The organism is Micromonospora sp. M42 (genome assembly GCF_000568915.1).
Lineage (GTDB): Bacteria > Actinomycetota > Actinomycetes > Mycobacteriales > Micromonosporaceae > Micromonospora > Micromonospora chalcea.
Window position 1 is genome coordinate 16,656 of sequence record NZ_KK037233.1, and the last position, 15,309, is coordinate 31,964.

The window sequence follows — 15,309 nt, forward strand, 5'->3', positions numbered from 1 at the left end:
TCGGCTTCGACTCGCTGACCGCCGTCGAGATGCGCAACCGGCTCAACAACGCCTTCGGGATGCGGCTGCCGGCCACCCTCGTCTTCGACTACCCGACCCCGCACGACCTGGCGGGCTTCCTGGGTACGGAGATCGCCGGCACCCCGGTCCCCGTGCGACCCGCGACGACCACCGTGCCGGTCGGCGACGACGAGCCCCTCGCGATCATCGGCATGGCCTGCCGGCTGCCCGGCGGCGTGTGGTCGCCCGACGACCTGTGGCGGCTGGTGGTCGACGGCGTCGACGCGATCAGCGACCTGCCGACCGACCGTGGCTGGGACCTCGACAGCCTCTACAGCCCCGACCCCGACGCCCCCGGCACCTTCTACGCCCGCGGCGGCGGCTTCCTCAGCGGCGTGGACCGGTTCGACCCCGGCTTCTTCGGCATCTCGCCCCGCGAGGCCCTGGCCATGGACCCGCAGCAGCGGCTGCTGCTGGAAACCACCTGGGAGTCCTTCGAGTCCGCCGGCATCGACCCGGCCGACGTACGGGGCAGCAGCACCGGCGTCTTCGTCGGCACCAGCGGCCAGGACTACGGCTCGCTGCTCGCGTACTCGCCGGAGGCCGCCGAGGGCTACATGCTGACCGGGATGACCAGCAGCGTCATCTCCGGCCGGGTGGCGTACACGTTCGGGCTGGAGGGGCCGGCGGTGTCGCTGGACACGGCCTGCTCCTCGTCGCTGGTGGCCCTGCACTGGGCCGGTCAGGCGCTGCGGCGCGGCGAGTGCGACATGGCCCTCGCCGGTGGCGTGATGGTGATGGCCACCCCGACCGCCTTCGTCGAGTTCTCCCGGCAGCGCGGCCTGGCCGCCGACGGCCGGTGCAAGTCGTTCGCCGCGTCGGCCGACGGCACCGGCTGGTCCGAGGGCGTGGGCATGCTGCTCGTGCAGCGGCTCTCCGACGCGCGCCGACAGGGCCGCACCGTGTACGCGGTGGTGCGCGGCTCGGCGATCAACCAGGACGGTGCCTCGAACGGGCTGACCGCCCCGAACGGTCCGTCGCAGCAGCGGGTGATCCGCCAGGCGCTGGCGTCGGCCCGCCTTACCACGGCCGACGTGGACGTGGTCGAGGCGCACGGCACGGGCACGACGCTCGGTGACCCGATCGAGGCGCAGGCCCTGCTGGCCACGTACGGGCGGGAGCGGCCCGCCGACCGGCCGCTGCTGCTCGGCTCGATCAAGTCGAACATCGGCCACGCCCAGGCCGCCGCCGGGGTGGCCGGTGTGATCAAGATGGTGCAGGCCATCCGGCACGGCCTCGTCCCGGCGACGCTGCACGTGGACGAGCCGTCCCCGCACATCGACTGGACCTCCGGCGCCGTCGAGCTGGCCACGGAGTCGCGGCCGTGGCCGGTGGTGGACCGGCCGCGCCGGGCGGCGGTGTCGTCGTTCGGCATCTCCGGCACGAACGCCCACGTGATCATCGAGCAGGGTGACGAGCCGGTCGACGCCGCACGTGTGGACACACGGCCCGGCCTCGTGGATTCCGACGTCGTGGTGTGGCCGCTGTCGGGGCGGTCGAGGGAAGCCCTGACCGGCCAGGCGGCCCGGCTGGCCCGGCACGTACGCGAGCACGGCGAGGTCGATGCGGCGGCGGTGGGCTGGTCCCTGACGACGACCCGGTCGACGTTCGACCAGCGGGCGGTCGTGGTCGGGTCGAGCGCGGAGGAGTTGCTGGCGGGGCTGGACGCTCTGGCGTCGGGGTCGCCGGCCGGCAACGTGGTCGCGGCGACGTCGTCGTCGCACGGTGCGGGCCCGGTGTTCGTGTTCCCGGGTCAGGGTGCGCAGTCGGCGCGGATGGCGGCCGGTCTGGTGGGTCGTACGCCGGTCTTCGACGCGCGGTTGGCGGAGTGCCAGCGGGCGTTGGCGCCGTATCTGGACGTGGACCTCGTGTCGGTGCTCACCGGTGACGACGAGTCGTGGCTGGCGCGGGTGGAGGTCGTGCAGCCGGTGCTGTGGGCCGTCGGCGTCGCCCTCGCCGCCGTGTGGCAGCACGCGGGTGTGGTTCCGGCGGCGGTGATCGGTCACTCGCAGGGTGAGATCGGCGCGGCGTGCGTGGCCGGGATCCTCTCCCTGGAGGACGCGGCGAAGGCGGTGGCGTTGCGCTCCCGGGCCCTGACCGCGCTGCGGGGCACCGGGACGATGGCGTCGGTCGACCTCCGCGCGGACGCGGTGACGGAGCGCCTGCCGGGCTTCCCCGGGGTGGGCGTCGCGGCGGTGAACGGCCCGTCGACGGTCGTGGTGTCGGGTCCGCCGCAGCCGGTCGCGGATCTGGTGGCGGCGTGTCAGGCCGACGGGGTGCGGGCGCGGTTGATCCCGGTGGACTACGCGTCGCACTCGGCGGCGGTGCAGGAGGTGGCCGAGCGGTTGCGCGCCGACCTGGCCGACGTGACGCCGCGACAGGGCAACGTCCGGCTCGTCTCCACCCTCACCGGGGACTGGGTGGACCCGTCCTCGATGTCGCCGGCTACTGGTACGACAACCTGCGGCAGACCGTGCAGTTTGACGCCGCCGTGCGGGTGGCGGTCGAGGCGGGTCACACGACGTTCGTGGAGATCAGCCCCCACCCGGTGCTGACGATGCCGGTGACGGCGATCCTGGACGACGCCGGCGTCACCGGGCACACCCTGGGCAGCCTGCGCCGCGGTGACGACGACCCGACGCGGCTGCTGACCAACCTCGCCACCGCCCACGCGATCGGCCTGCCCGTCGACCTGACGGCCGTCCTCGCCGGGACCGACCCTGTCGCCCTGCCCACGTACGCCTTCGACCACCAGCGGTACTGGGTCGAGCCGCCGGCGCACCGGGCGCAGGACGTCAGCTCCGCCGGTCTCCAGGACGCCGGGCACCCGCTGCTCAGCGCCACGCTGACGTTCCCCGACAGCGAGCGGATGGTCTTCACCGGGCGGCTGTCGGTGCGTACCCACCCGTGGCTCGGCGAGCACCGGGTGATGGACAACATCCTGCTGCCCGGCACCGCCTTCGTGGAACTCGCCACATACGCCGGTGCGCAGGCCGGCTGCCCGACGGTGGAGGAGCTGACGCTGCTCGCCCCGCTCGTCCTGCCCGAACTCGGCGCGCTCCAGGTGCAGCTGACGGTCGGCGACCGCGACGACGACGGGCGGCGCACCGTCCAGCTCCACTCCCGGCCCTACCGGGACGGCTCCGACGAGATCCTCGCCGACGTCGCCTGGACCTGCCACGCCACCGGCCTGCTCGGCCCGCAGCCGGCCGACGCCGCGCCCGCCTTCGACCTGGGGGTGTGGCCGCCGCCCGGCGCGACGCGCGTCGAGTCCGACGACTTCTACTCCGGCATCGAGGCGACCGTCTTCGGATACGGGCCTGCGTTCCGGGGTCTGCGTGCCGCGTGGATCCGCGACGACGAGGTCTTCGCCGAGGTCGAGCTGCCCGCCGGCCACCACGCCGAGGCCGGCCGCTTCGGCGTGCACCCGGCGCTGCTCGACGGCGCGCTGCAGGCCATGTCGATCGGCGGCTTCCTCGGCCGGATGGGCGACGGCGCCGACGCCGGCGTGCCCCGTCTGCCGTTCGCCTGGACCGGGGTCTCCCTGCTCGCCGCCGGGGCCACCGCCCTGCGCGTGCGCGTCGCCGCGGCCGGCGAGGTCGGCGTCTCGTTCCAGGTGGCCGACGCCACCGGCGCCCCGGTGCTGCACGTCGACTCGCTGATCATGCGCCGTGTCTCCGGGGACTCCCTCGGCGCGGCCCGCTCCGGCCGGCACGAGTCGCTGTTCCAGGTGGACTGGCCCGTGCTGCCGGTGCCCACCGGCCCCGTGCCGGCGGCCACCCGCTGGGTGGCGCTCGGCGACGACCTGGTGCTCAGCGCGGCCTGCGAGGCGGCCGGTGCCCGGGTGCGTACCGACGTCGGGCTCGACACCCTCGGCGACCTGCTCGCCGGGGGTGAGCCGGCGCCCGAGCTGGTGATCGTCCCGGTCGGCGACGCCGGGAACCCGTCGGACCCGGAGCTCGCCGCGCAGGCGCGCGCCGCCACGCACCGTACGCTCGCCGCGTTGCGGACCTGGCTCGCCGACGACCGGTTCGCCGACTCGCGGCTGGTGCTCGTCACCCGGGACGCGGTCGCGGCGGGGGAGCAGGAGCAGGTGAACCTGCGCCAGGCCCCGGTCTGGGGCCTGCTGCGCGCCGCCCAGCTCGAACACCCGGGCCGGTGCCAGCTCGTCGACCTCGACGACGCCCCGGACAGCGCCGCCGCGCTGGCCGCCGCCATCGCCTCCGGCGAGCCGCAGCTCGCCGTGCGCGACGGGCAGGTCCGCACCCCACGGCTCGGCCGGGTTCCGGCCGGTGTCGAGCCGCTGCCCGGCGGGATCGACCCGGCCGGCACCGTGCTGATCACCGGCGGCACGGGCGTGCTGGGCCGCATCCTGGCCCGCCACCTCGCCACCAGCCACGGCGTACGGCACCTGCTGCTGGCCGGGCGGCGCGGCGCGGCGGCCGAGGGGATCGGCGACCTGGTCGACGAACTCGCCGGCACCGGTACGGAGGTGACCGTCGCGGCCTGCGACGCCGCCGACCCCGAGGCCCTGTCGGCGCTGCTGGCCGGGGTGCCGGCAGCGCACCCGCTCACCGCCGTGGTGCACGCCGCCGGCGTCCTCGACGACGGCGTGCTGGAGTCGATGACCCCCGAACGGGTGGACGCGGTCGCCGTGCCGAAGATCGACGCCGCCTGGCACCTGCACCGCCTCACGGCCGACGCGAACCTCGCGGCCTTCGTCCTGTTCTCGTCGGCGGCGGCCACGCTGGGCAGCGCCGGCCAGTCCAACTACGCGGCGTCGAACGCCTTCCTCGACGCCCTCGCGGCGCACCGCCGGGCACGCGGGCTCGCCGGCATCTCGCTCGCCTGGGGCCTGTGGGCGCAGGCCAGCGGCATGACGGGCCACCTCGGCGGCGACGACGTGCGGCGGATGGCCGAGCAGGGCGCCACCGGCCTGCTCACCGAGCAGGCGCTGGATCTCTTCGACGCCGCGTGGCGGCTCGACGCGGCAACCGTCCTGCCGATGCGCCTGGACGTCGGGACGCTGCGCGGGCAGGCGGAGACCGGCACCCTCGCGCCCATGCTCCGGGCCCTGGTCCGGGTGCCGCTGCGACGCTCCATGGACGCCACCGGTGCCCGCTCCGGCGGGGTGCAGCTCGGCCGGCGGCTCGCCGGACTGGCCGCCCCGGAGCGGCTCAAGGTGGTGCTCGACGTGGTACGCGCGAACATCGCCGCCGTCCTCGGCCACGCCGGCTCGGACGCGGTCGACCCGAACCGGCTCTTCACCGACCTGGGCTTCGACTCGCTCACCGCCGTCGACCTGCGCAACCGGCTCAACAGCCTGTCCGGCCTGCGGCTGCCGGCGACGCTCGTGTTCGACTACCCGACGCCGACGGCGCTCGCCGAGAAGCTGACGAGCGAGATCGCCGCCGACGCGGCGCCCTCCATCCAGCCGCTCTTCCAGGGCATCGACACGGTGGAGAGCCTGCTCACCGCCATCCCGCTCGACCCGGCGGCCCGCGCCCGGTTCACCGCCCGGATGCAGGACCTGCTCGCCAAGGCGTCCGACCTGGCGGCCGGGCCCGCCGTCGAACCGGACCGGCCAGACCTCGACTCGGCCAGCGACGACGAGATCTTCGACTTCATCAGCAAAGAGTTTGGAATCTCCTGAGATGACCAACCTTCGGACCGAGGCAGGGGCCACCCGATGAGCGACGACAAGCTGCGGTACTTCCTGAAGCGGGTGACAGCCGACCTGCACGACACCAAGCGCAAGCTGCAGACCGTCGAGGCCCGCGACCAGGAGCCGCTGGCCATCGTCTCGATGAGCTGCCGCTTCCCGGGTGGTGTGCGGTCGCCGGAGGACCTGTGGGAGCTTGTCGCCGACGGCCGGGACGCGCTCACCGAGTTCCCGGACGACCGGGGCTGGGACCTGGAGGCGCTCTATGACCCCGACCCGAACAAGCCGGGCAAGAGCTACACCCGCATCGGCGGGTTCCTCGACGGCGCCGGTGACTTCGACCCGTCCCTGTTCGGGATCTCGCCGCGTGAGGCCCTCGCCATGGACCCGCAGCAGCGGCTGCTGCTGGAGACGTCCTGGGAGGCCGTCGAGCGGGCCGGCATCGACCCGCTGTCGCTGCGCGGCAGCTCCACCGGTGTCTTCGTCGGGCTGAGCACCTCGAACTACGGCATGGGTCTGCCGAACGTGCCCGAGGGCGTCGACATGTACATCGGCACCGGCAACACCACGAGCGTGGCGTCCGGCCGGATCTCGTTCACCCTCGGCCTCAACGGCCCGGCCGTCACCGTGGACACCGCCTGCTCCTCCTCGCTGGTGGCCCTGCACCTCGCCGTGAACGCCCTGCGCCGCGGCGAGTGCGACCTGGCCATCGCCGGTGGCGTCACCGTCATGGTCACCCCCGGCGTGTTCGTCGTCTTCTCCCGGCAGCGCGGCATGTCCGTCGACGGCCGGTGCCGGGCCTTCGCGGCCGGCGCGGACGGCACCGGCTGGGGCGAGGGCGGCGGCGTGCTCGTCGTGGAGCGGCTGGCCGACGCCGAACGCAACGGCCACCCGGTCCTCGCCGTGATCCGGGGCAGCGCCCTCAACCAGGACGGCGCCTCCAACGGGCTCACCGCCCCCAACGGCCCCTCTCAGCAGCGGGTCATCCGCCAGGCCCTCGCCAACGCCCGGCTCGGCTCCGCCGACGTCGACATGGTCGAGGCGCACGGCACCGGCACCACCCTCGGCGACCCGATCGAGGCGCAGGCGCTCATCGCCACGTACGGGCAGGACCGCCCGGCCGACCGTCCGCTGTGGCTGGGCTCGGTGAAGTCGAACATCGGCCACACCCAGAGCGCCGCCGGCGTCGCCGGGCTGGTCAAGATGGTGATGGCGCTGACGGCGTCATGCCGGAGGAGCCGATAGATCTCAATGGGCGGCGTGCTCGTCGTGGAGCGGCTGGCCGACGCCGAACGCAACGGCCACCCGGTCCTCGCCGTGATCCGGGGCAGCGCCCTCAACCAGGACGGCGCCTCCAACGGGCTCACCGCCCCCAACGGCCCCTCTCAGCAGCGGGTCATCCGCCAGGCCCTCGCCAACGCCCGGCTCGGCTCCGCCGACGTCGACATGGTCGAGGCGCACGGCACCGGCACCACCCTCGGCGACCCGATCGAGGCGCAGGCGCTCATCGCCACGTACGGGCAGGACCGCCCGGCCGACCGTCCGCTGTGGCTGGGCTCGGTGAAGTCGAACATCGGCCACACCCAGAGCGCCGCCGGCGTCGCCGGGCTGGTCAAGATGGTGATGGCGCTGCGTAACGGCGTCATGCCGGAGACCCTGCACATCGACGAGCCGTCCCCGCACGTGGACTGGACGGCCGGGGCGGTCTCCCTGCTCACCGAGTCCAAGCCGTGGCCGGAACTGGACCGCCCCCGCCGCGGCGGCGTCTCCTCCTTCGGGGTCAGCGGCACCAACGCCCACGTCATCCTGGAGGAGTACCGCCCGCGCGTCGCCGAGGCGGCGACCGTCGACGGCGGGCAGGCGGACGGGACCGGCGCCGTCGAGCCCGCGCGCCGGCCGGGCCTGGTCGCCTCGGACGTGACCTTCTGGCCGGTGTCGGCCCGGTCGAGGACCGCCCTGGGCGGGCAGGCGGCCCGGCTCGCGGACTTCCTGCGCAGGCGCGGCGAGATCGATCCGGCGGCGGTCGGCTGGTCGCTGGCCACCACCCGCTCGACGTTCGACCACCGTGCCGCCGTCGTCGGGTCGACCGCCGACGAGCTGCTGGCCGGGCTGGACGCCCTCGCCGCCGGCCAGCCGGCGGGGAACCTCGTCACCGGTACGGTCACCAGCGCCGGCGCAGGTCCCGTCTTCGTGTTCCCGGGTCAGGGGGCGCAGTCGGCGCGGATGGCGGCCGGGCTCGTCGGTCGTACGCCGGTGTTCGACGCGAAGCTGGCCGAGTGCCAGCGGGCCCTGGCGCCGTACCTCGACGTGGACCTCGTCGCGGTGTTGACCGGTGACGACGAGTCGTGGCTGGAGCGGGTCGAGGTCGTGCAGCCGGTGCTGTGGGCCGTCGGCATCGCCCTGGCGGCCGTGTGGCGCGCGGCGGGCGTCGTCCCGGACGCGGTGATCGGTCACTCGCAGGGCGAGATCGGCGCGGCCTGTGTCGCCGGGATCCTGAGCCTGGAGGACGCCGCGAAGGCAGTGGCGTTGCGGTCGCGGGCGCTGACGGTGCTGCGGGGGACCGGGACGATGGCGTCGATCGACCTGTCCGCCGACGCGGTCACCGAGCGCCTGGGGGAGTTCCCGGGCGTCGGAGTCGCGGCCGTCAACGGGCCGTCCACCGTCGTGGTGTCCGGCCCGCCGCAGCCCGTGGCCGACCTCGTGCAGGCGTGCCAGGCGCAGGGCGTCCGCGCCCGGCTGATCCCCGTGGACTACGCGTCGCACTCCGAGGCCGTGCGGCAGGTGGCCGAGCAGCTCCGCGCGGACCTGGCCGGCGTCACCCCGCGGGCCGGCCACACCCGGCTGGTCTCCACCCTCACGGGCGAGTGGGCCGACCCGCTCACCATGGGCGCGGAGCACTGGTACGACAACCTGCGGCAGACCGTGCAGTTCGACGCCGCGGTCCGTACGGCGGTCGCCGCCGGGCACACCACGTTCGTCGAGATCAGCCCGCATCCGGTGCTGACGATGCCGGTCACCGCGATCCTCGACGACACCGGCGTGAGCGGGCACACCCTGGGCAGCCTGCGCCGGGGCGACGACGACGCGACCCGGCTGCTGACCAACCTCGCCACCGCGTACGCCGTCGGCCTGCCCGTCGACCTGGCGGACGTCCTCGCCGAGACCGAGGTCGCGCCGCTGCCCACGTACGCCTTCGACCACCAGCGGTTCTGGCTCGACGGCAGCGGCGGGCCCGACCTGCAGACCCTGCTGTCGGGCATGAGCGGCGACCCGGGCGACGCGGGCTTCTGGGCCGCCGTCGAGAGCGGGGACGTCACGGCGCTCGCTGAGACCATCGCCACCGACGAGACCCCGGCACACGAGGTTCTCGACGCGCTGCTGCCGGCCCTGCCGATGCTCACCTCCTGGCGCCGGCAGCGGCGCCGGCAGGCCGACATCGACAGTTGGCGCTACCAGGACACCTGGAAGCCCCTGACCGGCGTCGCCAACCGGGGCATGGACGGCACCTGGGTCGTGGTCATGCCGACCGGCGACATCATCGAGCCCTGGCAGGACGCCTGCGTCGAGGCGATCGCGGCGGCCGGCGCGACGCTCGTGCCGGTGGCCGTCTCCACGCCCGACGTCGACCGCGACCAGTTCGGCAAGCTGCTGCAGGAGGCGCTCGCCGCCGGACCGGGCGGCGACGCCACCGCCGACGTCGCCGGCGTGGTCTCGCTGCTCGCCTTCGACGAGCTGGCCCACCCGCTGTACCCCTCCGTGCCCGGCGGCTTCGCCGCCACCGTCGCGCTCTTCCAGGCCCTCGGCGACATCGGCCTGCGCGCGCCGATGTGGAGCGTCACCTCCGGCGCCGCGTCGGTAGGCATGGCCGACCTGCTGCGCGCCCCGGCGCAGTCGCTGGTCTGGGGCTTCGGCCGGGTCGCCGCGCTGGAGCACCCGCAGCGCTGGGGCGGCCTCGTGGACCTGCCCGAGGCCGTGGAGGACCGCTGTGCCGACCTGCTGGTCGCGGCCCTCACCACCGCCGGGGACGAGGACCAGATCGCGGTACGCCCGAGTGGCCTGCTCGCCCGCCGGCTCACCCGCGTCCCGCTCGGCGACAGTAAGCCCGCCAACCCGTGGCAGCCGTACGGCACGGGGCTCGTCACCGGCGGCACCGGCGCGCTCGGTGGGCACGCCGCCCGCTGGCTGGCCCGCAGCGGTGTGGAGAACATCGTCGTCGTCAGCCGGCGGGGCATGGCCGCGCCCGGCGCGCAGCAGCTCGTCGACGACCTCACCGCGCTGGGCGCCCAGGCCACAGTGGTCGAGTGCGACGCCTCCGACCGCGACGCCCTGGCCGAGCTGATCGAGGCGATCCCCGCCGAGTACCCGCTCACCGCGGTCGTGCACGCCTCCGCGGTCCTCGACGACGCCATGATCAACGACATCCGGCCCGAGCAGATCGAACGGGTGCTGCGGGCCAAGGTCGACGTCGCGTACAACCTGCACGAGCTGACCCTCGACCACGAGCTGTCCGCGTTCGTCATGTTCTCGTCCTTCGCCGGCAGCGTGGCCAGCTCCGGCGTCGGCAACTACGCCCCGAGCAACGCGTTCCTCGACGCGCTCGCCCAGCACCGCCGGGGCCTCGGCCTCACCGCCACCTCCGTCGCCTGGGGGGCGTGGGCCGGCGGCGGCATGGCCGACGGGCCGCTCGGCGAGCTGCTGCACCGCCACGGCGTACCCGAGATGACCCCGGAGGCGGCGATCACCGCGCTGCACCAGGCCGTGGACCACGGCGAGGCGTTCCTCACCATCGCCGACATCGCCTGGGAACGGTTCTCCGTCGCGTTCACCGCCACCCGGCCCGGTCCGCTGATCAGCGACCTGCCGGACGTGCGGCGGCTCGCCGCCGCCGAGGCGATGGACAGCGTGGAGGTCGGCGACGGCCCGGAGTCGTTGCGGGAGCGGCTCGCCGGGCTGCCCGCCGCCGAGCGGTTCGCCGTGCTGCTCGGCCTGGTCCGTGGCCAGGTCGCCGCCGTGCTCAACTACCCGTCCGCCGACTCCGTGGACGAGCATCGGGCGTTCCGGGAGCTGGGCTTCGACTCCGTCACCGCCGTCGAGCTGCGTAACCGGCTCGGCGCGGCCACCGCCGTGGCCCTCCCGGTCACCCTGGTCTTCGACTACCCGACCCCGACGACCCTGGCGGAGTACCTCTACGCCGAGGTCGCCCACGACGACGTGGTCACCCCGAACGCGCTCCTCGACGATCTGGACCGGATCGCCGAGGGCCTCGACGTGGTCGCCCGGGACGAGGCGGCCCGGGTGCGGGCCACCGTACGCCTGCAGGCGATGCTCTCCCGGCTCGGCCAGGACAGCGGTGGCGCCGACATCGGCCGGCACCTCGACGACGCCACCGACGACGAACTGTTCGCGATGGTGGACAAGGACCTCGGCATCTCCTGACCCAGCTCCAGCTCTCTCCCGTCTCTTTCGAGGAAGCGGCACTCCGATGGCCAACGAAGACAAGCTCCGCGACTACCTCAAGCGGGTCATGGCTGATCTCCACGACACCCGCCGCCGACTCAGCGAGGCCCAGTCCCAGGAACTGGAGCCGGTGGCGATCGTGGCGATGAGCTGCCGGTTGCCGGGCGGGGTGCGCAACCCCGACGACCTGTGGGAGCTGTTGCGGGACGGCCGGGACGCCGTCGCGCCCTTCCCCGACGACCGGGGCTGGGACCTGGAGCGCCTCTACCACCCCGACCCCGACCACCCGGGCACCTCGTACGCCCGGGAGGGCGGGTTCGTCGACGGGGCCGGCGACTTCGACTCCGCCTTCTTCGGCATCTCGCCGCGCGAGGCGCTGACCATGGACCCCCAGCAGCGGCTGCTGCTGGAGACCTCCTGGGAGGCGGTCGAGGCCGCCGGCATCGACCCCGCCTCGCTGCGCGGCAGCCGGACCGGGGTGTTCGTCGGCACCAACGGGCAGGACTACGGCACCCTGCTGATGATGTCGCCCGACGGCGACGAAGGGCACTCGATGACCGGGGGCGCGGCGGCCGTCGCGTCGGGCCGGGTGTCGTACGCCCTCGGGCTCGAAGGACCGGCCGTATCCATCGACACGGCCTGCTCGTCGTCGCTGGTGGCGCTGCACCTAGCCGTGCAGGCGCTGCGGGCGGGGGAGTGCGACCTGGCGCTGGCCGGCGGGGTGACCGTGATGGCCACCCCGGGCCTCTACATCGGATCCAGCCGGCAGCGCGCACTCTCCACCGACGGGCGCTGCCGGTCGTTCGCCGCCGCCGCCGACGGCGCCGGGTTCTCCGAGGGGGTCGGCTGGCTGCTGGTCGAGCGGCTGTCGGACGCCCGCCGCAACGGCCACCGCGTCCTGGCTGTGGTCCGCGGTACCGCCGTCAACCAGGACGGCGCGTCGAACGGGCTGACCGCGCCCAACGGGCCGGCCCAGCAGCGGGTCATCAGCCAGGCCCTCACCTCCGCCCGGCTCTCCACCGCCGACGTCGACGTGGTGGAGGCGCACGGCACCGGCACCAGGCTGGGTGACCCGATCGAGGCGCAGGCGCTCATCGCCACGTACGGGCAGGACCGTGACGAGGCACCGCCACTGCTGCTCGGCTCGGTGAAGTCGAACATCGGCCATGCCCAGGCCGCCGCGGGCGTGGCCGGCGTGATCAAGCTGGTGCTCGCCATCCGGCACGGCCTCGTGCCGGCGACGCTGCACGTCGACGCGCCGTCGCCGCACGTCGACTGGACGGCCGGCGCGGTGGAACTGGTGACGGAGGCACGCCCGTGGCCCGAGACGGGCCGGGTACGCCGGGGCGCCGTCTCCTCGTTCGGCATCTCCGGCACCAACGCTCACGTGATCATCGAGCAGTCGGCTGAGCCGGTCGAGTCGGGTGCGGGTGGGCGTGGGGCGGGGTTGGTCGCTTCGGATGTGGTGGCCTGGCCGGTGTCGGCGCGGTCGGGGACGGCGTTGGCCGGTCAGGTTGCCCGGCTTGCGCGGCACGTGCGTGAGCGGGGTGGGATCGATCCGGTGGAGGTGGGCTGGTCGTTGGCGGCTACCCGGTCGGCGTTCGATCATCGCGTCGTTGTCGTCGGGTCGTCCGTCGAGGGGTTGCTTGCCGGGCTGGATGCCTTCGCTGCCGGTCAGCCGGCGGGGAACGTGGTCACGGGGGTGGCGTCGAGTCCGGGTGCGGGTCCGGTCTTCGTGTTTCCGGGTCAGGGCGCGCAGTCGGCGCGGATGGCGGCGGGGCTGGTGGGTCGTACGCCGGTGTTCGACGAGTGTCTGGCGGAGTGCCGGCGGGCGTTGGCGCCGTATCTCGATGTGGATCTCGTGTCGGTGCTCACGGGCGAGGACGAGTCGTGGCTGGACCGGGTCGAGGTGGTGCAGCCGGTGCTGTGGGCCGTCGGTGTCGCTCTGGCGGCGGTGTGGCGTGCGGCGGGTGTGGTTCCGGACGCGGTGATCGGTCACTCGCAGGGTGAGATCGGCGCGGCGTGTGTGGCGGGCATTCTGAGCCTGGAGGACGCGGCGCGGACGGTGGCGTTGCGGTCGCGTGCGCTGGCGGTGCTGCGGGGTACCGGGACGATGGCGTCGGTGGACCTGTCGGCCGAGGCGGTGGCCGAGCGGCTGCCGGCGTTTCCGGGTGTCGGGGTCGCGGCGGTCAACGGCCCGTCCACCGTCGTGGTGTCGGGTCCGCCGGAGCACGTCGCCGGCCTTGTCCAGGCGTGCGGGGCCGAGGGTGTTCGTGCCCGGCTGATCCCCGTGGACTACGCGTCGCATTCGCCCGCGGTGCAGGAGGTCGCCGAGCAGCTTCGGGCGGACCTGGCCGGTGTCGGTCCGCGGGCCGGTCACACCCGGCTCGTGTCCACTCTCACCGGGGACTGGGTGGATCCGGCGGTGATGACCGCTGACTACTGGTACGACAACCTGCGGCAGACTGTGCTCTTCGACGCGGCCGTGCGGACGGCTGTGGCTGCCGGGCACACCACGTTCGTCGAGATCAGCCCGCATCCGGTGCTGACGATGCCGGTCACCGCGATCCTCGACGACACCGGTGTGAGCGGGCACACCATCGGCAGTCTGCGTCGTGGTGACGACGACGCGACCCGGCTGCTGACCAACCTCGCCACCGCGTACGCAGTCGGCCTGCCCGTCGACCTGACGAGGGTGCTGCCCGCCGCGGCCACCGTCGACCTGCCCACGTACGCCTTCGACCACCACCGGTACTGGCCCGCGCCGCCGCTCTTCCTCACCGCGGCCGACGCCGCCCCGGACATCGACCGCTGGCGCTACCGGGTCACCTGGCGGGCCCTGCCCGACCTGCCGCTGACCTGGCTCGCCGGCACCTGGCTCGTGCCGGTGCCCGCGGCGCTGGGCGACGACCCGCTGGTCACCGACGTGCTGTCGGCCCTGGGCAACTTCGGCGCGGACGTCGTCCCGGTGGAGCTGGACGTCACACACGACCCGGCGGCGCTGGCCGAGCGGCTGAGCGCCGCGCTCACCGGCCCGGACGGACCCGTTGCCGTGCTCTCGCTGCTGGGTCTGGACGAGCGGGCGCACCCGGAGCACCCGGCCACCTCGCTGGCCGTCTCGGGCACCGCCCTGCTGGTGCAGGCGCTCGGGCTGCTCGGCGTCGAGGCGCCGCTGTGGTGCGCCACCCGGGGAGCCGTCGTGGCCTGCGCCGACGACCCGGCGCCGCGCCCCGCCGCCGCCTCCGTCTGGGGGCTCGGCCGCGCCGTCGCCCTGGAACACCCCGCCCGCTGGGGCGGCCTGCTCGACCTGCCCGACGTGCTCGACGCGCAGGCCGGCGCGCTGCTCTGCGCGGCGCTCGGCGCCAGCGGTGGCGAAGACGCCTTCGGCGACGACGGCGCGGAGCAGTCCGGCCGGGGCGAGGACCAGCTCGCCGTCCGCGCCTCCGGCGTCTTCGTCCGCCGCCTCACCCGGATCACCGAACCCGAGCCGGTCGAGTCCGGCGACGCGGACGACACCCGGCGAATGCACGGCACCGTGCTGATCACCGGTGGCACCGGCGGACTGGGCGGGCATCTGGCCCGCTGGGCGGGCCGCTCCGGCGCCGCGCACGTCCTGCTGGCCAGCCGGCGCGGCCCGGACGCCCCGGGCGCCGCCGAGCTGGAGGCGGAGCTGACCGGTCTCGGCGTACGGGTCACAGTGGCTCGCTGCGACGTCGCCGACCGGGCACAGGTGGCCGACCTGCTCGCCGCCGTCCCCGCCGACGCCCCGCTGAGCGCCGTGCTGCACACCGCCGCCGTCCTCGACGACGGCATCGTCGACACCGTCACCGCGCAGCGCCTGCACACCGTCGCCGCGTCGAAGTGCGTCGCCGCGCTGCACCTGGACGAGCTGACCCGCGACCTCGACCTGGACGCCTTCGTGCTCTTCTCCTCGGTGGCCGGAACCACCGGCAACGCCGGGCAGGGCGCGTACGGGGCGGCCAACGCCTTCCTCGACGCCCTCGCCGAGCGGCGCCGGGCCGAGGGACTGCCGGCCCTCTCGGTGGCCTGGGGCGCCTGGCGCGGGGCCGGCCTGCCCGCCGAGAACGAACGCGCCCAGGAACGGCTGCGCCGGGGCGGCATGATCGGCA

Annotated in this window: 1 protein-coding gene and 3 pseudogenes; all 4 read left to right on the top strand. The window is 74.6% G+C overall.

Features of this window, described 5'->3' with window-relative positions; genetic code table 11:
• Positions 1-5,713, top strand: a pseudogene (locus MCBG_RS00025) (type I polyketide synthase); the annotation flags it as partial.
• Between the two features lie 36 nt (positions 5,714-5,749).
• A pseudogene (locus tag MCBG_RS34965) lies at positions 5,750-6,940 on the top strand (beta-ketoacyl synthase N-terminal-like domain-containing protein); the annotation flags it as partial.
• A gap of 39 nt (positions 6,941-6,979) precedes the next feature.
• Positions 6,980-11,158 (top strand): annotated as a pseudogene (locus tag MCBG_RS00035) (SDR family NAD(P)-dependent oxidoreductase); the annotation flags it as partial.
• Positions 11,159-11,204: 46 nt separating this feature from the next.
• The coding region (locus MCBG_RS00040) for a type I polyketide synthase (RefSeq protein WP_157560802.1) at positions 11,205-15,309 on the top strand (4,105 nt) is incomplete at its 3' end.